Below are 23,032 nucleotides of genomic sequence, written 5' to 3'. Positions count from 1 at the left end.
GAAACCTCGGGACTCTGCTGGGTGCGTTCGGGAGCATTTTCAGCGGATTCGGCGATCTGACGAGCTTCTCCGCCGAGTGACAAGTGGCTCGTGTACGCAGGTAGACCTGCAGGAACGGCCCGCCGGAACTGAAATCCGGCGGGCTGTTCTTATATCTGTCGAAAAAGCTTGCGTAAACGCCGGTGTCAATATGATTGGGGCCGTCGGATATTCGGCCGGCGGCAGTACCGGCTACCCTGGGGGAGATGTCCGGAATCGACGATATTGCTCGAAGCGGCACCCCGCTGTGTGACGACCCCGCCGACTCGGCGAGCAGATGCGGGCTCGGGTCCGGCGACCTGTGTATCCCCTATCGCCGCGCCCACGACGGCACCTGGGGTTATCTCTGGGGCGACTGCTGGCGGGGGCCGGGGCAATCCGGTGACTACCTCGGTTCCCCGCTGATCCTGATCGAGGACGACTTCGACCCGTCCGGTGCCCGCCCCATCGAATTCAGCCGCCCCCTGCCGGGAGATCGACCGGCCGGGCAGTTGTTCGGTTACCGGCACCACGCGGACAACGGATTCGGTGTCACGGAGGTCTCGCGTATACCTAACGACGCCATCGAATTCGGTGGCCGCACCTTCGTCCAGTACACCTCCGTGCACACCTGGGTTCCGCCGAACTCGGATACCGACGGCTCGGCGTTCTCCGGGATCGCCTACTCCGACGACTACGGTGTCACCTGGCAGGACTTCCCGCACCACTGGCACGGCGCCGCGCTCGGGATCAACGGGAACCCTTACGGTATGTGGACTTTTGCCGGTATCGACCCCGACGGCTACCTGTACATCTTCGCCAAACCATGGAACGGCAGCCACCACTTCCGCCACGACCGCGGCTGTATCCAGCTCTTCCGCTACGACCCCGCCGACTTCTTCCACGGCGATTTCGCCGCCCAGCAGAACTGGGCCCACGTCGACGGAGAATGGGGCTGGTATCCCGCCGCCCGGCAGGCTCCGACCCCGATCTTCGGCCCCGGTAACAACCTGGGCGAATTCTCCGTCAAACGTATCGGCCCGGTCTATGTGATGGCGTACTTCGACTGCACCGACCTGAGCGTGCGCACCCGTACCGCGCCGCGTCCGGACGCGCTGTGGTCTGCCGCGAAAACGCAGGTCGTGCACGACGTCACGGCCTCGCCGGCGCATGCGGATCGTCCGCAACTGCCGAACCTCTACGGCGGGTATCTGCACCCCGGGTCACCCTCGCCCGACAATCTGACCGCGGTGATCAGCCGGTGGACCGGTATCGCCGGATCCGGCCCGTACACCGCCACGCAGTGGACGGGTCTATCGGCCTGAACGGCGGATTCAGCGGGTGGTTGCCAGCAGATCGGCCGCCTTCTCGCCGATCACCACCGCGGGTGCGTGCGTATGGCCGCGGATGATCGCCGGCATCACCGAAGCGTCGGCCACCCGTAGCCCCTCGACGCCGCGCACCCTCAGGTCGGGCGTCACCACACTGCCGGAATCGCTACCCATCCGGCACGTGCCCACCGGGTGGTACAGGGTGTGGGAATGCCAGGTCAGCGCCTCTTCGAGGGTTTCGTCGAGGGTTTCGCGCTCCCGTTTGGGCTGCAGGAACGGGCCGAGTTCGGGACCCAGCGGTGTGGTGCGGGCGATCCGGTGCGCGATCCGCAGACCCTCGAGCATGGCGGCACGATCGGCGCCCTCGATGTCGGACAGGTACTTCGGGTCCACGAGGGCCTTGGCGGCAGGGTCGGCGCCGGTGAGGGTGACCGTTCCGCGGCTGCGCGGGCGTAGCAGAATCGGGCCGAGCGCGACGGCATGGCCCGGGGCCACACCGATCCCCTCGTCGAAAAACGGCGCGGGCCCGAAAATGAGTTCGAGGTCGGGCAATTCGAGGTCGGGCCGGCTGCGCACAAAGCCATAGGCCTCGCCGACATTCGAGGTGAGCAATCCCCGGCGCCGCAGCAGATAATCGAGCAACTGGCGCGGTTTCTCCGCATCGAAGAGAGTCCCGGAATCGACACCGAAACCGATGAGCGAAACCAAGTGATCGCTCATATTGCGGCCTACATCCCGAATATGTTGCAGCACCGGAATATTATGCGCCCGCAACTGCTGTTCGTCACCGATACCGGAGAGCATCAGTAATTGCGGGGTGTTGATCGCGCCACCGCAGAGCACGACCTCTTTCCGGGCCCGGACGGTGAAAACGCGATTGCCTTTTCGATATTCGACGCCGGCGGCGCGGGTGCCCTCGAAGAGGACCCGGTTCGCGTGCGCCTCGGTGACCACGGTCAGATTCGGCCGGCGCCGCGCCGGTTTCAGATACGCGTCGGCGGTACTCCACCGCGCCCCGCGTTTCTGGTTGACCATCGTCTGGGAGAAGCCTTCCGGCTGCGCGGTATTGGCCCGCTCGTTCTTGAAACCGGCGAGTTCGGCGGCCGCCAGGAATTTCCCCGTCCACGGATTCGCGGTGCGCTGGTGTGAGACCGCCAGCGGCCCGGTCCGGCCCTCGTCGGGTTCGGACGCACCCTCCACGGCCTCGATCTTCTTGAAATACTCGACGATATGGGCGAACGACCAGGCATCACCGGCCGCGGCGGCCCACTCGTCGTAGTCGGCGGCGAACCCGCGCACCCACATCATGGCGTTCATCGACGACGAGCCGCCGAGGAGCTTCCCGCGTGGATACAGGATCTGGCGGTTGCCCAGCTCAGGTTGCGGGGTGGTCAGGTAGCCCCAATCGCATTCGCCCCCGAAGAGTTTGGAGAACGCGGCCGGGATATGGGCGAACCGGTTGGAGTCCTCCGGACCGGCCTCGAGCGCGACGACCTGGTTGCCCGGATTCTCGCTCAGCCGGGCCGCGAGCACCGCACCGGCCGAACCGGTGCCGACAACGACGTAGTCGGCGGTGGACGGCAGCGCCGTATCTGCTTTCATCGGTGTGCTCCAGTCGTGGGTCAGCCGCGCAGGGCGGAGGCGAAAATGGCAGGCAGCCGCGACCAGCGCGGTTCGACGGCGAAGGCGGTGAGCAGGCGGCCGGTCTGCGCGGCGGTCCGGTTGGTGACGAACCACGGCGGTTTCGGGGTCAGCGCCCATTCCCGGTTCAGCAGCGAACGCGGCGCGGGCCGGAACGGGCCCCGGACGACGGTGCGTTCGATCCGGTCGATCAACCACGCGTTGTGCACGACACCGATACCGCTCTGGACATCGTCGAGGGTATGGCCGGGGTAGGCGCCCCAGCTCGCGGTCGGGGTCAGGTAACCCACCGCCGTCCACGCGTTCACCGCGACGGTGCCGTAGCGCAGCTGTTCGATCAGCGCGTCGAACTCGGTGCCCAGTGCCGTGATGGTGTCCGGATGCGCCACGATATTCACACCGAGCGTTCCGGTGAACCGCTCGTTGGCGGCATCCGCCGCGGCGTCGGCGAAAGCGGCGCCGGTACCGGGCAGTTCCACCACGCCGAGAACCGGGGCGAAATATTCGGTCGAGAACAGCGTCTCCGCGGCGGCCGGATCGAGCCCGGTCACCAGTGTGCGTTCACCCTGTGCGCCCAGCCGCCGGGCATCGGGGTAGGTGCTGCGCGCCCCGGCCACGCGGTCGTCGCTGCCGGGGTAGTAGGCACGGCGGGCCGGTGCCCGGTCCAGGGCTGCGGCCAGAGCCTTCAGGAATTCGTCCTTCTGCGGCCAATCAGCGGAGACGATCACCGCCTGCGCCGCCACACAGTTGTAGCCGCCGTTGTGCAGCCGCTGGGTCGCGATATGTTCGGCCTGGAACTGCAGATCGGCCGAACTCCACCGGCCGGGCAGCACGATCGTCGGCGAGACACCGCCGAGTTCACTGCTGATCGGCTTGTCCAGCAGCGGTGTTCCGGCGGACTTGCGGGCCTCGGCGTCGGGGCCGGTACCCCAGACGATCGCGTCATGAGTAACGGCGCTACCGGTCATATGGACGTGGGCGACCTTCTCGTGGGCGATCAGGCGCCCGCCGATATCGGCGCCCCCGGTGAGTATCCGCACCACCCCGAGGTCGATCAGCGGAGCGAAGATCTTTTCGAAGACCGGCAGCAGCGGATCGGTGATCGGGTTCAGTTTCAGCGCGACCACCCGATTGTGCGCGATGAGCTCGTACACGGTGTCCAGCGGCGCAATCGATGTGATATTGCCGGCGCCGAGGACCGCGCCGATACCGTGCGTGCGGGCCGGATCGAGCTGGGCGAGGCCGGCATTGGCCTTGGCCGCGGCCGAGCTGACGCCCCGCTGCAGCCAGATCTCGGCGCTGAATCCGCTCAGCAGCAGTTCGTCGTACAGGCCCGTGGGCAGCACCTGTACGGCTACCTGATTACCAGCGGCGCCGAACTTCGCCTTCGCGAGCGGGCTCACGCCCTGCTCCAGCGATTCGAGAGTGCGCGAGACGGCGGCGAGAGCGCCCGCGAACGCATAGGGTCCGGATATCCACTCTTCGCCCACCAGCGGTGACGAGGTATCCAGGCCTTTGATCCGCACGGCGGCGCCGACCCATTCCTGGGCATGCTGCCCCGTGAGCGCGCGGACCCGGTCGAGTAGGGCGCGTCTGCCGGCCAGTGGTAGCCGCGACCATTTCTGCTCGCCCACGGCAAGGTCGGAGACGGCGGCGTCGATAACGGTATCGGCCGCGGCGGGCTGTTCTGTCTGCACGGTGCACTCCGTTGATGAGAATCGCGCGGTTATCCGGACACCGACGAGTGTGACTGTGCTCACGACTGAAGGGTATGTGTCGATGTTGCGGACCTTGCCCTCCATAATTGTGCCTGTGCACAATGTCGGCGTGGCCTAAGTCACTCCTCCTGCGTACACTGCCACCTATGACCACGCCTGCACCCGTGACACCCGCGCCCGAAGCATCGGCATTGGCCGGCCGGCTGTCGGATGCCATCGAGGTGTTGACCGATATCCTCGTGGGCCGCATCGCCGCGGCCGATCCTTCCTATGGAGAGGCCGGACTGCTCACCGAGGATCAGTTGGCGCATACCTGCCGGGAAAACCTGGCCTCGGTGATCGGTGCCCTGGCCGGTACGCACCCGTTCCGGTTGCAGCCGGCCCGTGCGGCCGGGCGCCTGAAGGCCGAACAGGGCGTCCCGATCGCGGCCCTGTTGCACGCCTACCGGCTCGGCGGCCGGCTCATCTGGGAAGAACTGACCGCGCGATCGAACGGACCCGGCGATCCGCGGCTGCACGATCTGGCCACGCATCTGTGGGAACTCATCGACCTGTACTCCGACGCCGCAGTCGAGGCCTACCGCGATACCGAGGTCCTGCTCGCGCATTCGGACGCCCAGATCCAGAGCCGGCTCATCCGGACCCTGTTCGACGACCATTCCGGGAACCCGGCCAGGGTTCTCGACGTCCTGCGGACGCTGGGATTTCCGGAACGGGGCGCGTTCGCCGTCGTCGCGATCGATACCGAACCCACCGCGCCGTTACCGGCAAAGCTTTCCGCGGCATTGGACGGCCTCGGCATCAGGTCGGTCTGGGATGCGCAGATCGACGCGTATATCGGGTTGCTGTCCGCGGCCTCCCCGGCCGCGATCGACCGTGCGGCCGCGACGATATCCTCGGTCGTCGCCGACCGGGTCGGGATCAGCACCGTGTTCTGGGCATCGCAGGCCATTCCCGCGGGGCTCGCCGAGGCGCGGCTGGCCGCACGCTCCGTACGCACCGGCGTGGCCGGTGCGGTCCGCTTCGGTGCGGAACCCGTCGGTCACCTGCTCATCGCCGTGCCCGAGGCCGGCCGCCGGGCGGCGGCGCAGATCCTGGGGCCGGTCCTTGAATTGCCGGGTCCCGAACGTGACGACCTGATCGCGGCCCTCGACGCCTGGTACCGCTGCGGGGGGTCGGCCGCGGCGGTCGCCGAAACCATGCACTGCCACCGCAATACGGTGCGTTACCGGCTGCGGAAGATCCGCGATCTCACCGGCCGCGACACCACCGATCCGCGCCAGTCCGCCGAGCTGTACCTGGCGCTGGAAGCCTGGTCGCTGCTGAGTGCCGGGACCGGCCGGGAATCCTGAACCGCAGGAGCGCTCGCCGCCCGGGTGATCAGTCCGCGTTCTCGCCGGTGGCGATCAGCAGGTTCAATGCGCCGATATCGAGGATATGGTCGCAGTGCCGGGCCAGGGTGGTCAGGAACAGTTCGTCGCCGCGATCGGTGCGCTCCACCACAACCGAGGCGGCGATGGACATGATCACGCCCATGAAACTCTGCCGGCGTACCGCTTCCCGGATCTGCTCCGGGGTGCGCGCCGGTTGCGGGCCCAGCGCCGCATGATAGGCCTGTAGGAGTTCGTCGTAGTGTGCCCGGCGGAGTTCTGCGGGCAAGGCACCGCCCAGGAAATAAGCCAGATCGGTGAGTGCGGGTGCGACCATCACCCCCTGCCAATCCACGACCGTCAGTGAGCGTGCCGCCTCCGTCGCCCCGAACAACATATTGTCCAGGCGATAGTCACCGTGCACGAGACCACGCTGCTCCGTACTCATCAGCTCGAGGTAGTGGTCGAACCCGGTGACCAGTGAATCGCATACCGAACGCTGTGGGCCCGTCAGGTATTCGCGGTACCGCGCGAGGAACAGCGTATACAGCTGTGCCAGCAGTTCGGCGTTCAACAGGGACCCGCGTTCGAGCCAGTCGGCCTCGGTCAGCGACGGCCGCGCCGCGGCGAGGGTATGCAGCCGGGCGAGCTCGGTCACCGCGCGCAGCGCCTGTTCCACGGTGGCGCCACGGATCTCGTCACCGGCCACCGCGGGCACCGCATCTTCGAGTACGAGATCGAAGGCGCCGGACCCGGCGTCGATGGCGGCGTGATAGCAACGAGGAACGGGGCCCGGGCTCAGGTGCGGTACCAGCTCGCGGTAGAAGCGGACCTCGCTGTCGTACAACCCCATCGCCGCCCCGGTCTGCCGGCTGGTCGGGTCTGCCGAGGCGACTTTCAGGATCACCGACGCGGGCCCGGCCGCGCCCGGTGCGTAGTGGACGGCGATTCGATAGCAATCGCTGACCTGTCCGGTGCCGATGCGCTCATACGAAAAGCCGAGAACGGCGACGTCCAGCACGGCCGTCAGCCAGGCATTCGTGAGGCCGGCCGGATGCGAGACGACCGCGAGGTCCGGGGGATCCGCCATGGCCGAACGTTACCGCGCGACCGGCCGCCGCACCCGACGTTCGAAGATATTACTGTTGGTGTTACCGCACAGTCGGAATCAGGTCCACAGTGCCGCGATCAGAACATTGACGATCGCGAGTCCGCCTGCCGCATCCGGCATCCAGGCCGCATCCTTGCCGCGTTTCGCATCGGCCCGCGCCATCTCCGCGAACGCGGCCACCAGTACCGAGATCACCAGTTTGATCCCGATCTTCATCATGTTCAGGTCTTTGTCCAGCGAGGACACCGATTCGGCGAGCCCGACCAGGATCACACCGGTGATCAGCTGGGCCCGTGCGCCCCAGACCATCACCTCGTTGACCCCGGGGCGCCCGGCGGCGTATCCGCCGACCACGGCCGCCATCCCGAGCAGATGGGTGACGACCACAACGTTGTAGACGAGTTCCATGCAACGGAACGCTACTCGATCCCCGAGCCGGCTACTACATAGAGTCGTAAATAGCTGTCGACTCCGGCCGGCCGTATGCACCCGCCCTTCCATCGACTCGGCGCGCAAGACGGATCGATATCGCACCCGCTGCCGGATCAGCCGACGAACTCCGCGGCGCGACCGGCCATGTCCAGCAACGGTTGTGGCGCAATGCCCAGCACCAAAGTGGCGGCCGCGGCGACCACGATCGACGCCATGGTGGCCGGTGGCCTGACCACGACCGGTGCATCGGCCGGCGGGTCGGTGAAGAACATCAGCACGATCACGCGGATATAGAAGAACGCGGCCACCGCGCTCGCCAGCACGCCCACGATCACGAGGAACCCGGCATCACCGGCGGCCGCCGCCTGGAACACCGCGAACTTGGCGACGAACCCGGCCGTGACCGGGATCCCGGCGAACGACAGCAGGAGCAGGGCGAACATCGTCGCTAGCCACGGTGCGCGCCGGCCGAGACCGGCCCAGCGCGAGAGTACGGTGGCTTCGGTGCCGTCGGATTCGCGCACCATGCTCACGATCGCGAACGCACCGAGCGTGCCCAATCCGTAGACGAACAGATAGAACAGCGTCGACGAGATCCCGCGGTCGTTCGCCGCGACCAGCGCGGTCAGCAGGAAACCGGTATGCGCGATCGAGGAATACGCGAGCATACGTTTCATATCGGTCTGGGTGATCGCCAGCACCGCACCGACCACCATCGTGGCCACCGCGACCGCGGCCAGCACCGGCCGCCAGTCGTCGGCGATTTCGGCAACTCCCACCTGCAGCACCCGCAGCAGGGCGCCGATCGCCGCGATCTTCGTCGCCGCCGCCATAAAGGCGGTGATCGGCGTGGGCGCACCCTGGTACACATCGGGCACCCAGGCCTGGAACGGGACCGCACCGATCTTGAACAGCAGACCCACCGCCAGCATGGCGATACCGAGCAGCGCGAGCGTGGGTGAACCGGATTCGGCCGCGAGCGCCTCGGCGATACCGGTGAGCCGGACGGTGCCGGCCTGGCCGTAGAGCAGCGCCACCCCGTACAGGAAGAACGCTGATGAGAACGCCCCGAGCAGGAAGTATTTCAACGCTGCTTCCTGTGAGAGCAGCCGTCGCCGGCGCGCCAGCCCGCACAACAGGTACAGCGGCAGCGACAGCACCTCGAGCGCAACGAACATCGTGAGCAGATCGTTCGCGGCCGGGAACAGCAGCAACCCGCCGAGGGCCAGGAGCAGAAGCGGGAACACCTCGGTCGGTGTGACACCCGCTGTCGCCGCGGACCGTTCGGCGCCGCTGCCGGGCACCGCGGACGCCTGCGGGGTGAACGCGTCCATTCCGTAGTCGGGGACGGCGGCCGCGCGACTCCAGGTACCGGGGCCGGACCGCGGCCGGGGTAGCGGTCCACGTTCGGCGACGAAGAGCACCGCCAGAATCCCCACGACCAGCAGCGTGCCCTGCAGGAACAGTGTCACTCCGTCGATGGCGACCGCATCGGCGACGGCGGTCATCCTGGTTCCGGACAGGAGAACGACCGCGATCAACGCAGCGACCAGCGCGGTGAGGGTGAGCGCCACCTGGGTGGGATACCGGCGCGAGCGCGGCAGGAACGCGTCCACGAGAACGCCCAGCACGGCTGCTCCGAAGACGATCAGAATCGGCGACAGTGCGTGGTATTCGATACTCGGCGCGGGTATCGAGGCGGCCAGGATCTCACTGCCGCGTGGATCAGCGCTCATGGGGCACACCTCCGGTATTCGCCGCCTCCGGTTGGACCGGGACCGGCGGTGGGGGATCGACACTGCCGATGGTGGTGAGGGTCTGATGCACCGCCGGATCGATGAAATCGAGGACCGGCTTCGGATACACCCCGAGGAAGATCAGGGCGCCGACCAGCGGCACCACCACGACCAGTTCCCGGGGCACCAGATCGCGGATCCCCTCGTTGCCCTTGGCCACCGGCCCGGTCATCATTCGCTGGTAGAGCCACAGCACATAGATCGCGGCCAGCACCAGTGCCCCGGTGGCGAGGATCGCGGCCACCTGGTAGCGGCTGAATGTGCCGATGAGCACCAGGAACTCACTGACGAACGGTGCGAGGCCGGGGAGCGACAGCGTGGCCAGGCCGGCGACGAAGAACGTCCCGGCCAGTATCGGCGCCACCTTCTGCACTCCGCCGTAATCGGCGATGAGCCGGCTGCCCCGGCGCGACACCAGGAACCCGGCCACCAGGAACAACGCCGCCGTGGAAATACCGTGGTTCACCATGTACAGGGTCGCGCCGGTCTGGCTCTGGCTGGTCATCGCGAAGATACCGAGCACGATGAAACCGAAATGGGAGATCGATGTGTAGGCGATCAGCCGCATCACATCGGTCTGCCCGATGGCCAGGAGCGCACCGTAGAGGATGCCGATCACGGCGAGGGCGATCACCAAGGGGGCGTAGGTATCCGAGGCGGCCGGGAACAACAGCAGGCAGTAGCGCAGCATGCCGAAGGTCCCGACCTTGTCCACCACAGCCATCATCAGCACCGCGCTGGCCGGTGTCGCGGAGACCGCGGCATCCGGCAGCCAGGTGTGCAGCGGCCACAGCGGCGCCTTCACCGCGAACGCGAACATGAACCCGAGGAACAGGGCGTTGAGCACTGCCGGCCCGGCGCCGAGCTCGCCGGCATTCGCGGCCGCCACCACCGTGCGCAGATCGAACGTGCCCGCCCCGTCGGCGCCGAGACCCTGCTGGACGGTGAGAACGTAGAGACCGATCACCGCCGCCAGCATGATCAACCCGCCGAGCAGGTTGTACAGCAGGAATTTCACCGCGGCCCGCGAGCGCTGCTGCCGGGCGGGCGCGCTGTCGGTGCGGGGCCCGAACCCGCCGATGAGGAAATACATCGGAATGAGCATGGCCTCGAAGAACACATAGAACAGCAGGATGTCGAGGGCGAGGAAGGAGACCAGCACCATGCCCTCGACCAGCAGGGTGAGGGCGATATAGATATGCGCGGCGCGTTTCCCGGAACCCACCTCGCGGTCGTCGTGCCAGCCCGCGATGATCAACAGCGGCACCAGTCCGGCGGTGAGCAGCGTGAGCACCAGCGCGATTCCGTCGACGCCGAGGGTATAGCCCGCGCCGAACGCCGGTATCCAGGTGTGGGATTCGACGAATTGGAACTGTTCCCCGCCCGGCTGGAAGGCCATGGCGACGCCGAGCGCCACGGCCAGGGTCGCCACCGCGAACACCAGTCCGGTCCAGCGGGCCGGGTTCGATCGGCCGGCGGGCAGCAGGAGCACAACTGCCGCGCCCACCACGGGGAGCAGCCAGAGCACGGTCAACCAGGGCACGGCGCTCACCAGATCCTTACGGCCAGCAGGGCGGCGGCCACCAGGGCCGCGCCGGTGAACATGGACAGGGCATACGAACGGACGAATCCGGTCTGTACTCGGCGGGCCCGCGCGGACAGTCCGCCGATGAGGGCGGCGCAACCGTTGACCAGTCCGTCGATACCGCGGTTGTCGAGGTAAACCAGTGCCCGCGTGAGGTGCCGGCCGGGCCGCATGAACGCCGCCTCGTTGACCGCGTCCCCGTAGAGGTCACGGCGGGCGGCCACGGTCAATGCGGAGACCGCGGCCGGTGCGGTGTCGGGCACCTTCGCGCGACCGTACTGCCGGTAGGCGAGCCCGATACCGACCGCGACCACCCCGAGCGCGAGCCCGGTGATCACGGGCACCGGCAGCGCAGGTTCGCCGTGGTGTTCGCCGACGACCGGGGCCAGCCAGTTCTGCAGCGACGATCCCCAGACGAAAACCGCACCGGCGCCGACGGAACCGAGCGCCAGCAGGATCATCGGTCCGGTCATCACACCGGGGGATTCGTGCGGGTGGGTATCGGGTTTCCAGCGGCGCTCCCCGAAGAAGGTGAGCAGCATGACCCGGGTCATGTAGAAGGCGGTGAGTCCGGCGCCGATCAAGGTGACGGTGCCCAGAATCGGTCCCGCGACCCCCTCGGCGGCGAACGCGGCCTCGATGATGCGGTCCTTGGAGAAGAACCCGGCGAACGGTGGTACGCCGATGATCGCGAGATACCCCAGCCCGAAGGTGATGTAGGTGATCGGCAGCAGCGTGCGCAGACCGCCGTAGCGGCGCATATCGGTTTCGTCGTCCATGGCGTGCATGACCGACCCGGCACCCAGGAACAGGCCGGCCTTGAAGAAGCCGTGGGTCAGCAGATGCATGATGGCCACCGCGTAACCGGCGGGGCCGAGGCCGACGGCCAGCACCATATAGCCGATCTGGCTCATGGTCGACGCGGCGAGCGCCTTCTTGATGTCGTCCTTGGCGCAGCCGATGATCGCGCCGAAGAGCAGGGTCACCGCACCGACCAGCACCACCGCGGCCTGGGCGCTGGGCGCGAGGTTGTAGATCGGATTGGAGCGGGCGATCAGGTACACCCCGGCGGTGACCATGGTGGCGGCGTGGATGAGCGCCGATACCGGCGTGGGGCCCTCCATCGCGTCCCCGAGCCAGGACTGCAGGGGTACCTGGGCGGATTTACCACAGGCCGCCAGCAGCAGGAGCAACCCGATCGCGGTGAGGGTGGCGTCGCTCGCGGCGGACGCGGACCCGAAGACCGCGTCGAAATCCACCGAGCCGAAGGTGGCGAACATGACCATCATGGCCAGCGCCAGCCCCATATCACCGACCCGGTTCACCACGAACGCCTTCTTGGCCGCCGTCGCCGCGGTCGGCTTGTGGTACCAGAACCCGATCAGCAGGTAGGAGGCGAGACCGACACCCTCCCAGCCCAGGTACAGCACGAGGTAGTTGTTCGCCAGTACCAGCAGCAGCATGGCCGCGAGGAACAGGTTGAGATAGGCGAAGAAGCGCCGGCGCCCGGGGTCGTCGTTCATATAGCCGACCGAATAGATATGGATCAGCGAGCCGACGCCGGTGATGAGCAGGGCGAAACAGATCGACAACTGGTCCAGGGCCAGCCCGAAATCGACCTGTAGCCCGGCCACCGGAACCCAGCTGAACAGATCCGCCGACACCGCGCGGTCCGGATCGGCGCGGCCCAGCATTCCCACGAAGGCCACGATCGCGACGGCGAAAGAAGCCAGCGCGGCGAAAGTCGCGAGCAAATGACCCCAACTATCGGCGCGACGGCCCGTGAGCAGAAGTACGGCGGCACCGGCGAGGGGCAGGGCGGGCAGCAGCCACAGCGTTGCGGTATCCATATCAGAACTTCAGCAGGTTGGCGTCGTCGACCGAGGTCGAGCGGCGGGCGCGGAAAATGGTGATGATGATGGCCAGTCCCACCACGACCTCGGCCGCGGCGACCACCATCGTGAAGAAGGCGAAGACCTGACCGTCGAGGTTCGCGTGCATCCGGGCGAAGGTCACGAACGCGAGATTGACCGCGTTGAGCATCAGCTCGATGCACATGAACACGATGATGGCGTTGCTGCGCAACAACACTCCCGCGGCGCCGATGGTGAACAACAGCGCGGACAGGAACAGATAGTTCTCGGGATTCACCGGGTACCTTCCTCGTCGGCCGGGCGAGCTGTGGGATGCCCGGCGCCGGGCGCCGGGGTTTCTCCGGTACCGGGCGGCGCGGTATCGCCGGCGGGACGTTCCGCGGTCGGTGCACCGACCGACAGGATCGCCGCATCGGTGAGTGCCCGCGTGCGGCGATGCCGCAGGATGGTGGAGACCGACAGTTCCTCGAAGGATCCGTCCGGGAGCCGGGCGGGGATATCCACGGCGTTGTGCCGGGCGTAGAAACCGGGCGTCGGCAGCGGTGTGGGCCGGTGCCCGGGAACGCGGAACCGCTGCCGGGACAGTTCGCGCTGGCCGAGTGTGGGGACGAACTGTTCCCGGTGCGCCAGCAGCATGGCGCCGATGGTGGCGGCGATGAGCAGGGCTCCGGTGAGCTCGAACGCCCACACATACCGCACGAAGATCAACTCGGCGAGTGCGCCGATCGCGTCCTGACCGGGGAAACCGGTGGCGGGGAAGGTGATATCGGAACGCCGGATACCGTGCGCGATCCCGGTGCAGAGCAGGATACCGAAGCCGATCCCCACCACGGCGGCAGCAATACGTTGCCCGCGCAGGGTTTCCCGCAGGGATTCCGCGGAGTCCACCCCCACCAGCATGAGGACGAACAGGAAAAGCATCATGACGGCGCCGGTGTACACGACGATTTGGACGACACCGAGGAACAATGCATCCTGGGCGATGTAGAAAACCGCCAGGCTGATCATGGTGGCGGCCAGGCAGATCGCCGAATGTACGGCCTTGGCCGCGAAAACCATACCCAGCGCACCGAGTACCGCCAGCGGTGCCAGGATCCAGAACTGGACGGCCTCGCCGGTTCCCGTCTCGGTGAGGGGGGCGGCTGCCACGAACGCGGTTGCGGGGCTCATCGGGTGCCTCCTTGTCCCGCGCCGGCGACGGGGCGCTCCGTATCGCCGTGTACCCGGCCGAGGTAGTAATCGGCCTCCGTGCTGCCCGGCTGCATGGGGTGTGGCGGGGCCTGCATATCCGGTGCCAGGGGCGCGAGGAGCCGGTCCTTCTCGTAGATGAGGTCGGCCCGGTTGTCGTCGGTGAGCTCGTAGTCGTTGGTCATCGTGAGCGCCCGGGTGGGGCAGGCCTCGATGCACAGGCCGCAGCCGATACAGCGCAGGTAGTTGATCTGATACACCTGGCCGTAGCGTTCACCGGGGGAGAAGCGTTCCTCTTCGGTGTTGTCGGCGCCCTCGACGTAGATGGCGTCGGCCGGGCAGGCCCAGGCGCACAATTCGCAGCCGATGCATTTCTCCAGCCCGTCCGGATGCCGATTGAGCTGGTGCCGGCCGTGATATCGCGGCGCGGTGGGGACCTTTTCCTCGGGGTAGAACTCGGTATTGGGCTTCTTGAACATGGTGGCGAAGGTGACCGCGAAACCGGCCAGCGGTTCGAGGAGCCCGGGCGAGGAGGTGATGGTGGAGGTCCGCTCGGGAAGCGGCGGGGTCGGGAAGCCGAGGAAGACCTCGGAACCGCTCGGCTGTCCCGCGGTGGTGGCGGCGATCTCCTCGTCCGGCGGGAACTCCGGAGCCGGGGTGGGGACGCGGCCGGCGCGCAGGAACAACCCGACCAGCAGCGCAGTCACCAGCAGGCCGGCGATCACCAGGATCGGCGTGGCCGCCGCATAACCTTCCAGCTCGAGAACGCGGGCGGTGGCCACGACCATCACCCACACCAGCGAGGCCGGGATCAGCAGCTTCCAGCCGAGGTTCATGAACTGGTCGTAGCGCAGTCGCGGCAGGGTGCCGCGCAACCAGATGAAGACGAACAGGAACATCCACACCTTGGCGGTGAACCAGAGCAGCGGCCACCAGCCCGAATTCGCGCCCTCCCAGAGATTGATCGGGAACGGGGCACGCCAGCCGCCCAGGAACAGGGTGGTCGCCAGCGCGGACACCGTCGCCATGTTCACGTATTCGGCGAGCATGAACATCGCGAACTTCAGTGACGAGTACTCGGTGTGGAAACCGCCGACGAGTTCGCCTTCGGCTTCGGGCAGGTCGAACGGTGCGCGGTTGGTCTCGCCGACCATGGAGACGCAGTAGATCAGGAACGACGGCAGCAGCAGGAACACATACCAGGTGGGCTGCTGGGCGGCGATGATGCCGGAGGTCGCCATGGTGCCGCCGAGCAGGAACACGGCCGCGAAACACAGCGCCATGGCGATCTCGTAGGAGATCACCTGGGCGGTGGAGCGCAGGCCGCCCAGCAGCGGGTAGGTCGAACCGGAGGCCCAGCCGGCCAGCACGATTCCGTACACCCCGATCGAGGTGATCGCCAGGATGTAGAGCACACCCACGGGCAGGTCGGTGAGCTGGAGTGCGGTGGGGTTCCCGAGGATCGACACCTCCGGCCCGAACGGGATCACCGCGAAGGCCATCACGGCGGCGATCACCGAGATGATCGGGGCGAGAACGAAAATCGGCTTATCGACGATCGCGGGGACGATGTCTTCCTTGAACGCCATCTTCACCCCGTCGGCCGCGCTCTGCAGCAGACCCTTGGGGCCGACCCGGTTCGGCCCCACCCGCATCTGCATCCAGGCGACGACCTTGCGTTCCACCAGCACCCCGAACAGGACGGTCAGCAGCAGGAACACGAAAATGGCGACGGCTTTGGCGGCGACCAGCCACAGCGGGTCGAGGCCGAAAAGGGACAGGTCAGTCATGGTCGGATGCCTCCGTCCGTTCGGCGCGCCGTACCGTGACGACGCTGCCCGGTCCGGCGCCCAGATCGGTATGCACCGAGCAGCCGGGTGAATTCATCGGCAGCCACACCACCCTGTCGGGCATGGGCGTCACCACCGACGGCAGAGTGACCGAGCCCTTTTCGGTGCCGACCGTGACCGGGTCACCGTCGGCAACGCCCGCTTCCGCGGCGGTGGCCGCCGATATCCGGGCGACCGGTGCCCGGGCGATACCCGCGAGATTCGGCTCACCGTCCTGGAGCCGGCCGCGGTCGAGCAGCATCCGCCAGCCGGCCAGGACCGCTGACCCGGCCGGGGGTGTGCTCACCCGGCCGACCGGATAGGCGGGCGCAGCGGTGGTGGCTCCGGACCAGCCGGTGAGCCGGTCGAGTTCGGCGCGGGCGGCGGCGGTATCGGGCAGGCCCAGCGGTATACCGATCTCCGCGGCGAGGCTGTGCAGTACCCGCTGGTCCGACATCGGCGCCGCGGTACGGCGCACCGTGCTGTCGGTCAGCGCCGCGGCGAACGGCCGCGGGCGGCCCTCCCAGGTGCGGTAGGTACCGGATTTCTCCATCGCCGTCGCCACCGGGAACACCACATCGGCGTACGCGGTCACTTCACTGTGCCGTTGTTCCAGGGAGATCACGAAATCCGCCCCGGCGAGCGTGGCCCGGGCCGCGGCCGGATCGGGCAGGTCGGCGAGTTCGACACCGCCGACGACGAGGGTGCCGACCCGGCTGGTGCCGTCGAGGATCATGCCGATATCACGCCCCGGCCCGGCCGGTAATTCGTCGACGTCCCAGACCTGGCAGACCTGACGCCGGGCCTCGGGGTCGGTGACGGGCCGGCCGCCCGGGAGCAGCCCCGGCAGCGCACCCGCTTCCACCGCGCCGCGTTCGCCCGCCCGGCGCGGCACCCACGCGAGCGCGGCGCCGGTATCGGCGGCCAGCCGGATCGCTGCCGACAATGCCCCGGGGACCGCGGCCAATCGTTCGCCGGCCAGGATCACTGCGCCGGGCTCGCGCAGCAGCCGCGCCAGGTCTGCCGAAGCCTGCTCGGATTCGGCCGAGGGCGCGGGCCCGCCGAGAGCGGCGAGGGCCTGCGCTTCGGCACCCGGCACCGTCGGTAGCAGGATGCCCGACATCCGTTCCAGACCGCGGGAGGCGTACGGAGCGACGGAGTAGATGGGCAGCGCCCGGGTGCGCGCCTGCTTACGCAGCCGCAGGTACACGATGGGCGATTCCTCCTCGGGTTCGAAATCCGCGAGCAGCACCACCGGTGCGGTGTCGAGACTGTCGTAGGTGACGGAGTCGGGACGGCCGGCGACCCATGCACCGAGGAACTCGGCCTCCTCAGCGGAATGGGCGCGGGCGCGGAAATCGAGATCGTTGGTGCCCAGGACCATCCGGGCGAACTTCGCGTAGGCGTAGGCCTCCTCCTCGGTGACCCGTCCACCCGGCAGTACCGCCGCATTCCCCACTCCGGCGCGCAGCCCACGCGCAGCGGCGGCCAGGGCCTCCGACCACGAACAGGGCGCCAGTTCACCGTCGGGACCACGGAGCAGCGGTGTGGTGATCCGGTCCCGTTCGGTGGCGTAGGCGAAAGCCCACCGGCCCTTGTCGCAGTTCCACTCCTCGTTGACCTGCGGGTCGTCACCGGCCAACCGGCGCATCACCTTCCCGCGCCGGTGATCGGTGCGCTGCGCGCATCCCGAGGCGCAGTGTTCGCAGACACTGGGACTGGACACCAGGTCGAAGGGCCGGGCCCGGAACCGGTAACTGGTCCCGGTGAGCGCACCGACCGGGCAGATCTGCACGGTGTTCCCGGAGAAATACGAGTCGAGTGGCGCGTGCTCGGCGGTGCCGACCTGCTGCAGCGCGCCGCGATCGAGTAGTTCGATGAACGGATCCCCGGCGATCTGCTGGGAGAAACGGGTGCAGCGCGCGCACAGCACACAGCGTTCCCGGTCCAGCAGTACCGCACTCGACAGCGGAATCGGTTTGGGGAAAGTGCGTTTGACGCCTTCGAACCGGGATTCGGTACGCCCGGTCGACATCGCCTGGTTCTGCAGCGGGCATTCGCCGCCCTTATCGCAGACCGGGCAGTCCAGCGGATGGTTGATCAGCAGCAGTTCCATCACACCTTGCTGCGCCTTCTCCGCGGCCGGCGAACTCAACTGGGTGCGGGCCACCATGCCCTCGGTGACCGCCATGGTGCACGAGGCCACCGGTTTGCGCTGACCCTCCACTTCCACCAGGCATTGCCGGCATGCGCCCACGGGCGCGAGCAGCGGATGGTCGCAGAATCGCGGAATCTGGACCCCGATCAGCTCGGCGGCGCGGATGAGCAGCGTTCCGGCCGGGACGCTCACCGTGGTGCCGTCGATGGTGAGGGTGACCAGGTCGGCGGGCTGCAGATCGGCGGAATCGGAACGGACGGTAGCTGTCATCGGATTACCTCTCCGGCCGCGGTCGGGGCCCAGGCGGTGGCGCGTGCTGGGTCGAAAGGGCAGCCACCTCGTTCCAGATGGGCGATGTATTCGTCGCGGAAGTACTTCATGGAGGACACGATCGGGCTGGCGGCGCCGTCGCCGAGCGCGCAGAACGATTTACCGTTGATGGTGTCGGCGATATCCAGGAGTTTGTCCAGATCGGCCGGGGTGCCGAGGCCGGCTTCGAGCCGGGTGAGCAGCTGCACCAGCCAGTAGGTGCCCTCCCGGCACGGCGTGCATTTCCCGCACGATTCGTGCGCGTAGAACTCCGTCCAGCGCAGGACGGCCCGGACCACACATGTGGTGTCGTCGAAGATCTGCAGCGCTTTGGTGCCCAGCATCGACCCGTGCGCCGTCACATTTTCGTAATCCAGTGGTACGTCGAGATGTTCGGCGGTGAACAGCGGGGTCGATGATCCGCCCGGGGTCCAGAACTTCAGCTGATGGCCTGCTCGGACGCCACCCGCGTAGCCGAGCAGTTCCCGCAGCGTCACCCCGAGGGGCGCTTCGTACTGACCCGGCCGGGTGACGTGCCCGGACAACGAGTACAGCGTGAAACCCGGCGATTTCTCGGTGCCCATGGCACGGAACCAGCTCGGCCCGTTCCGGAGAATCGGCGGCACGCTGGCGATGGATTCGACATTGTTGACGACCGTCGGACTGGCGTAGAGCCCGGCGACGGCGGGAAACGGCGGCCGCAGCCGGGGCTGGCCGCGGCGGCCCTCCAGCGAATCCAGGAGCGCGGTTTCCTCACCACAGATATAGGCGCCGGCGCCCGCGTGGACGGTGAGTTCGAGATCGTATCCCGACCCCAGGATGTCGGTGCCCAGCAGCCCGGCGGCGTAGGCCTCGGCGACGGCGGCCTGCAACCGGCGCAGCACCGGCACCACCTCACCGCGCACATAGATGAACGCATGCGCGGCCCGGATGGCGTAGGCCGCGATGATCACACCTTCGATCAGCGAATGCGGGGACGCGAGCATCAAGGGTATGTCCTTGCAGGTGCCCGGCTCGGATTCGTCGGCGTTGACCACCAGATAGTGCGGTTTCACTGTGCCGTCGGGTTCCGGGTCCTGCGGGATGAAACCCCATTTCATCCCGGTGGGGAAGCCGGCTCCGCCGCGGCCGCGCAGCCCGGCGTCCTTGACCGTGGCGATGACCTCGTCGGGCGCCATGGCGAACGCGATCGGCAGCGCCTCGTACCCCTGGTGCGCGCGGTAGGTGTCGAGCGTCCAGGAGTTCGGCAGATTCCAATACCTGCTCAGCACCGGAGTCAAGGTCATCGCGCACCGTCCTCACCGGTCTCCGGGACCTCGGGGGCACGCATCCCCTGCTCGCGCGCGATATCCAGACCCGCCAGCGTCGGACCGCCCGGATCACCGTCCAGCACGCCGGGGCGGGTATCGGGGAATCCGGCCAGTACGCGTGCGGTCTCGCGGAAGGTGCACAGCGGCGCTCCCCGGGTCGGCCGGACCGGTTGCCCGTCGCGGAGATCATCGACCAGGGTCTTCGCCGATTCGGGTGTCCGGTTGTCGAAGAATTCCCAGTTCACCATGACGACCGGCGCGTAATCGCAGGCGGCATTGCATTCGATGTGCTCGAGGGTGATCTTGCCGTCCGCGGTGGTTTCGCCGTGCGCGATACCCAGATGCTCACGCAGTGTGGCGAGGATGGCGTCGCCGCCGAGAACCGCGCACAGCGTATTCGTGCAGACACCGACGTGGTAATCACCGGTGGGAGTGCGCCGGTACATGGAGTAGAAGGTGGCCACCGCCGTCACCTCGGCGCCGGTCAGGCCCAGCAGTTCGGCACAGAAATCGATACCGGTGCTGCTCACGAAGCCCTCTTCCGACTGCACCAGGTGCAGCAGCGGCAGCAGGGCCGAACGCGGTTGCGGGTACCGGCCGACGATCTCTTTCGCCTCCGGTTCCAGCCGGGCCCGGACCTCGTCCGGATAGGGTTGCGGCCGCGTGCTCAGGCGCAGCAGGATCTCGGTCATCGGTCCACCCCGCCCATCACCGGGTCGATACTGGCCACGGCGGCGATCACATCGGCGACCATGCCGCCCTCGCACATCGCCGCCACGGCTTGCAGGTTGGTGAAGGACGGATCGCGATAGTGCACGCGATACGGCCGGGTACCGCCGTCACTGACCATATGCACCCCCAGTTCCCCGCGCGGCGATTCCACCGCCGCGTAGACCTGTCCCGGCGGCACCCGGATGCCCTCGGTGACCAGTTTGAAATGGTGGATGAGCCCCTCCATGGAGGTGCCCATGATCTTGCCGATATGCCGAGGTGAGTTGCCGAGTCCGTCTTCGCCGAGGGTGAGGTCTGCCGGCCAGGCGATCTTCTTGTCCGAGACCATGACCGGGCCGGGACGCAGCCGGTCCAGGCACTGTTCCGCGATCTTCAGCGATTCCTTCATCTCCTCGATCCGGATGAGGTAGCGGGCGTAGCAGTCGCAGGTATCGGTGGTGGGGATATCGAATTCGTAGTTCTCGTATCCGCAGTAGGGCATGGCCTTGCGCAGATCGTGCGGGAGCCCGGTGGACCGCAGCACCGGTCCGGTGACACCGAGGGCGATACATCCGGTGAGGTCGAGGTAGCCGATGCCCTCGGTGCGGGCCTTGAAGATCGGATTATGGGTGAGCAGATGTTCCATATCGCGGAGCCGTTTCGGCATGAGCTCCAGCAGTTCCCGCACCTTCGTGACCCCGTCGTCGGGGAGGTCCTGGGCGATACCGCCGGGCCGGATATAGGCGTGATTCATCCGCAGGCCGGTGATGGCCTCGAAAACATCCAGGATCAGTTCCCGCTCCCGGAAACCGAACAGCATCGGGGTGAGCGCACCGAGCTCCATACCTCCCGTGGCGAGCGCCACCAGATGTGAGGAGATGCGGTTGAGTTCCATGAGCAGCACCCGGATCACAGTGGCGCGCTCGGGAATATCGTCGGTGATCCCGAGCAGGCGTTCCACGCCCAGGCAGAAGGCGGTCTCGTTGTAGAACGGGGACAGATAGTCCATCCGGGTGACGAAGGTGACGCCTTGGGCCCAGTTCCGGAATTCCAGATTCTTCTCGATCCCGGTGTGCAGGTAGCCGATTCCGCAGCGGGCCTCCACCACGGTTTCGCCCTCGATCTCCAGGATGAGCCGCAGCACGCCGTGCGTGGACGGATGCTGCGGTCCCATATTGACGACGATGCGTTCCTCGCCGGCGCCGCGGAGCGCATCGGCGACATCGTCCCAATCCTGGCCTGCGACCGTCACCACCGACTGTTCGGGATCCGTGCCCGGCGCGGCCGGGGTGGTACCGATACCGGAGTCGTCGTGGTCCGGCCCGCCGGAAACACCGGGCCGGATATCGATTTCACTCATCAGCTGTAGGCCCTCCGCTCATCGGGCGGCGGAATGCGCGCGCCCTTGTATTCGACCGGTATCCCGCCGAGCGGGTAGTCCTTGCGCTGTGGGTGACCGCGCCAGTCGTCGGGCATGGTGATCCGGGTCAGCGAGGGATGCCCGTCGAACCGGATACCGAAGAAGTCGTAGGTTTCCCGTTCGTGCCAGTCGCATGTCGGGTACACGCGGTACAGCGAGGGAATATGCGGGTCCGCATCGGGCGCCGCCACCTCGAGGCGCAGCCGCCGGCCGTGCGTGATCGAGTTCAGGTGGTAGACAGCGTGCAGTTCGCGGCCCGCCTCGTCGGGGTAGTGCACGCCGCTCACTCCGAGGCATAGTTCGAAACGCAGGGCGGGGTCGTCGCGTAACGCCAGCGCCACCGCCACCAGATGGTCGCGGCGCACATGCAGGGTGAGTTCGTCGCGGTCCACGACCACTTTTTCGATTGCCGCATCGAACCCGGCGCCGGTGTTCAGTGCGGTGCGCAGCAGGTCGACGATCGTATCGAAATAGCCCCCATAGGGTGGGGGAGTGCCGCCCGGCAGGGCGATCTCGTGTACGAGGCGCCCATACCCGGAGGTGTCGCCGCTGCCGGAGATACCGAACATGCCGCGGCGGCGGCCGATCACTTCGTCGTGGGGCCCGATGGGCTGTTCCGGTTCGACGGCTCGGCTGTCGGTGGATTCGGGGCGGTCGGTGCTCATCGCAGCAAACCCTCCATCCGGATCGTCGGGGTCGCGGCGAGGGCGGCCTGCTCCGCCGCCCGGATCGCTTCGGCGCGATTCACCCCCATCGGGGTGTGCTGGATCTTGTCGTGCAGCGCGATGATCGCGTTGAGCAGCATTTCCGGTCGCGGGGGGCAGCCCGGCAGGTAGATATCGACCGGGACCACATGGTCCACGCCCTGCACGATCGCGTAGTTGTTGAACATTCCGCCCGAGGACGCGCAAACGCCCATGGCCAGTACCCATTTCGGCTCGGTCATCTGGTCGTAGACCTGTCGCAGCACCGGCGCCATTTTTTGGCTGACCCGCCCCGCGACGATCATCAGATCGGCCTGCCGCGGCGAGGCCCGGAAAACCTCCATACCGAAACGGGCCGAATCGAATCGGCCGCCCCCCGTCGCCATCATCTCGATGGCGCAGCAGGCCAGGCCGAACGTGGCCGGCCACAGCGACCCCTTGCGCATGTACCCCGCCATGGCCTCGACCGTGCTGAGTACGAAACCGCTGGGCAATTTCTCTTCCAAACCCATATCCGACTACTCCCT

18 protein-coding genes are annotated in these 23,032 nt (G+C 67.4%); 2 read left to right on the top strand and 16 right to left on the bottom strand.

The features are described 5' to 3' along the window. The first annotated feature begins 245 nt into the window (after positions 1 to 245). Positions 246 to 1,343 (top strand): DUF4185 domain-containing protein, encoded by a 1,098-nt coding sequence (locus tag ACFWPH_RS01240; protein WP_378747428.1) that lies wholly within the window; start codon positions 246 to 248, stop codon positions 1,341 to 1,343. A 9-nt stretch (positions 1,344 to 1,352) separates the two neighbouring features. Here ACFWPH_RS01240 and ACFWPH_RS01235 read toward each other — a convergent pair whose 3' ends face one another. Further along, a complete protein-coding gene (locus ACFWPH_RS01235) occupies positions 1,353 to 2,951 on the bottom strand; it encodes a GMC family oxidoreductase (RefSeq protein WP_378747427.1) in 1,599 nt (532 codons plus the stop codon). Positions 2,952 to 2,971: 20 nt separating this feature from the next. Next, entirely contained in the window at positions 2,972 to 4,687 is a 1,716-nt protein-coding gene (locus ACFWPH_RS01230) for an aldehyde dehydrogenase family protein (protein ID WP_378747425.1), read from the bottom strand. A 167-nt stretch (positions 4,688 to 4,854) separates the two neighbouring features. Between ACFWPH_RS01230 and ACFWPH_RS01225 the strand changes: the two genes are divergently transcribed. After that, the gene (locus ACFWPH_RS01225) at positions 4,855 to 6,060 is read left to right on the top strand and encodes a PucR family transcriptional regulator (protein WP_378747424.1); all 1,206 of its coding nucleotides are present in this window, start codon (positions 4,855 to 4,857) and stop codon (positions 6,058 to 6,060) included. A gap of 28 nt (positions 6,061 to 6,088) precedes the next feature. Here ACFWPH_RS01225 and ACFWPH_RS01220 read toward each other — a convergent pair whose 3' ends face one another. From ACFWPH_RS01220 to ACFWPH_RS01155, 14 genes are all read right to left on the bottom strand, one after another. Then, positions 6,089 to 7,168 carry a phosphotransferase gene (locus ACFWPH_RS01220; protein WP_378747423.1) on the bottom strand — a complete coding sequence of 360 codons (1,080 nt, stop codon included), beginning with the start codon at positions 7,166 to 7,168 and terminating at the stop codon, positions 6,089 to 6,091. A gap of 78 nt (positions 7,169 to 7,246) precedes the next feature. Then, entirely contained in the window at positions 7,247 to 7,597 is a 351-nt protein-coding gene (locus ACFWPH_RS01215; RefSeq protein ID WP_378747422.1) for a hypothetical protein, read from the bottom strand. 137 nt (positions 7,598 to 7,734) lie between these two features. After that, the gene (gene nuoN / locus ACFWPH_RS01210) at positions 7,735 to 9,357 is read right to left on the bottom strand and encodes an NADH-quinone oxidoreductase subunit NuoN (RefSeq protein ID WP_378747420.1); all 1,623 of its coding nucleotides are present in this window, start codon (positions 9,355 to 9,357) and stop codon (positions 7,735 to 7,737) included. Further along, positions 9,347 to 10,969, bottom strand: a complete 1,623-nt coding sequence (locus ACFWPH_RS01205; RefSeq protein WP_378747419.1) for an NADH-quinone oxidoreductase subunit M — start codon at positions 10,967 to 10,969, stop codon at positions 9,347 to 9,349. Before ACFWPH_RS01205 ends, nuoN begins: the two co-directional genes overlap by 11 nt. After that, a complete protein-coding gene (nuoL, locus tag ACFWPH_RS01200) occupies positions 10,966 to 12,852 on the bottom strand; it encodes an NADH-quinone oxidoreductase subunit L (RefSeq protein WP_378747418.1) in 1,887 nt (628 codons plus the stop codon). The genes ACFWPH_RS01205 and nuoL overlap by 4 nt, the downstream gene beginning before the upstream one ends. A 1-nt stretch (position 12,853) precedes the next feature. Continuing rightward, complete coding sequence (gene nuoK, locus ACFWPH_RS01195) at positions 12,854 to 13,153, bottom strand: NADH-quinone oxidoreductase subunit NuoK (protein ID WP_033241823.1); 300 nt, start codon at positions 13,151 to 13,153, stop codon at positions 12,854 to 12,856. Next, entirely contained in the window at positions 13,150 to 14,046 is an 897-nt protein-coding gene (locus ACFWPH_RS01190) for an NADH-quinone oxidoreductase subunit J (RefSeq protein ID WP_378747417.1), read from the bottom strand. The genes nuoK and ACFWPH_RS01190 overlap by 4 nt, the downstream gene beginning before the upstream one ends. Continuing rightward, the gene (gene nuoH, locus ACFWPH_RS01185; RefSeq protein WP_378747415.1) at positions 14,043 to 15,854 is read right to left on the bottom strand and encodes an NADH-quinone oxidoreductase subunit NuoH; all 1,812 of its coding nucleotides are present in this window, start codon (positions 15,852 to 15,854) and stop codon (positions 14,043 to 14,045) included. Before nuoH ends, ACFWPH_RS01190 begins: the two co-directional genes overlap by 4 nt. After that, entirely contained in the window at positions 15,847 to 18,321 is a 2,475-nt protein-coding gene (locus ACFWPH_RS01180) for an NADH-quinone oxidoreductase subunit G (RefSeq protein WP_378747413.1), read from the bottom strand. Before ACFWPH_RS01180 ends, nuoH begins: the two co-directional genes overlap by 8 nt. Beyond that, the gene (nuoF, locus tag ACFWPH_RS01175) at positions 18,318 to 19,646 is read right to left on the bottom strand and encodes an NADH-quinone oxidoreductase subunit NuoF (RefSeq protein WP_378747412.1); all 1,329 of its coding nucleotides are present in this window, start codon (positions 19,644 to 19,646) and stop codon (positions 18,318 to 18,320) included. Before nuoF ends, ACFWPH_RS01180 begins: the two co-directional genes overlap by 4 nt. Further along, positions 19,643 to 20,362: an NADH-quinone oxidoreductase subunit NuoE gene (gene nuoE / locus ACFWPH_RS01170; protein WP_378747411.1), complete on the bottom strand. Its 720-nt coding sequence runs from the start codon at positions 20,360 to 20,362 to the stop codon at positions 19,643 to 19,645. Before nuoE ends, nuoF begins: the two co-directional genes overlap by 4 nt. Next, positions 20,359 to 21,741, bottom strand: a complete 1,383-nt coding sequence (locus tag ACFWPH_RS01165) for an NADH-quinone oxidoreductase subunit D (protein WP_378747409.1) — start codon at positions 21,739 to 21,741, stop codon at positions 20,359 to 20,361. The genes nuoE and ACFWPH_RS01165 overlap by 4 nt, the downstream gene beginning before the upstream one ends. Next, positions 21,741 to 22,466: an NADH-quinone oxidoreductase subunit C gene (locus ACFWPH_RS01160; protein ID WP_378747408.1), complete on the bottom strand. Its 726-nt coding sequence runs from the start codon at positions 22,464 to 22,466 to the stop codon at positions 21,741 to 21,743. The genes ACFWPH_RS01165 and ACFWPH_RS01160 overlap by 1 nt, the downstream gene beginning before the upstream one ends. Then, on the bottom strand, positions 22,463 to 23,017 hold the full coding sequence (locus ACFWPH_RS01155) for an NADH-quinone oxidoreductase subunit B family protein (RefSeq protein ID WP_062978395.1): 555 nt from the start codon (positions 23,015 to 23,017) through the stop codon (positions 22,463 to 22,465). Before ACFWPH_RS01155 ends, ACFWPH_RS01160 begins: the two co-directional genes overlap by 4 nt. Between the last annotated feature and the right edge of the window lie 15 nt (positions 23,018 to 23,032).

The organism is Nocardia sp. NPDC058499 (assembly GCF_042719915.1).
Lineage (GTDB): Bacteria > Actinomycetota > Actinomycetes > Mycobacteriales > Mycobacteriaceae > Nocardia.
Note: the sequence above shows the minus strand (reverse complement) of the source record. Positions and strands in the feature narration are given on the sequence as shown.

Coding starts and splice junctions, on each gene's coding strand:
- ACFWPH_RS01240 (WP_378747428.1), top strand. CDS start 246: ATGTCCGGAATCGACGATATTGCTCGAAGCGGCACCCCGCTGTGTGAC.
- ACFWPH_RS01235 (WP_378747427.1), bottom strand. CDS start 2,951: ATGAAAGCAGATACGGCGCTGCCGTCCACCGCCGACTACGTCGTTGTC.
- ACFWPH_RS01225 (WP_378747424.1), top strand. CDS start 4,855: ATGACCACGCCTGCACCCGTGACACCCGCGCCCGAAGCATCGGCATTG.
- ACFWPH_RS01220 (WP_378747423.1), bottom strand. CDS start 7,168: ATGGCGGATCCCCCGGACCTCGCGGTCGTCTCGCATCCGGCCGGCCTC.
- ACFWPH_RS01215 (WP_378747422.1), bottom strand. CDS start 7,597: ATGGAACTCGTCTACAACGTTGTGGTCGTCACCCATCTGCTCGGGATG.
- nuoN (WP_378747420.1), bottom strand. CDS start 9,357: ATGAGCGCTGATCCACGCGGCAGTGAGATCCTGGCCGCCTCGATACCC.
- nuoL (WP_378747418.1), bottom strand. CDS start 12,852: ATGGATACCGCAACGCTGTGGCTGCTGCCCGCCCTGCCCCTCGCCGGT.
- ACFWPH_RS01190 (WP_378747417.1), bottom strand. CDS start 14,046: ATGAGCCCCGCAACCGCGTTCGTGGCAGCCGCCCCCCTCACCGAGACG.
- nuoH (WP_378747415.1), bottom strand. CDS start 15,854: ATGACTGACCTGTCCCTTTTCGGCCTCGACCCGCTGTGGCTGGTCGCC.
- ACFWPH_RS01180 (WP_378747413.1), bottom strand. CDS start 18,321: ATGACAGCTACCGTCCGTTCCGATTCCGCCGATCTGCAGCCCGCCGAC.
- nuoF (WP_378747412.1), bottom strand. CDS start 19,646: ATGACCTTGACTCCGGTGCTGAGCAGGTATTGGAATCTGCCGAACTCC.
- nuoE (WP_378747411.1), bottom strand. CDS start 20,362: ATGACCGAGATCCTGCTGCGCCTGAGCACGCGGCCGCAACCCTATCCG.
- ACFWPH_RS01165 (WP_378747409.1), bottom strand. CDS start 21,741: ATGAGTGAAATCGATATCCGGCCCGGTGTTTCCGGCGGGCCGGACCAC.
- ACFWPH_RS01160 (WP_378747408.1), bottom strand. CDS start 22,466: ATGAGCACCGACCGCCCCGAATCCACCGACAGCCGAGCCGTCGAACCG.
- ACFWPH_RS01155 (WP_062978395.1), bottom strand. CDS start 23,017: ATGGGTTTGGAAGAGAAATTGCCCAGCGGTTTCGTACTCAGCACGGTC.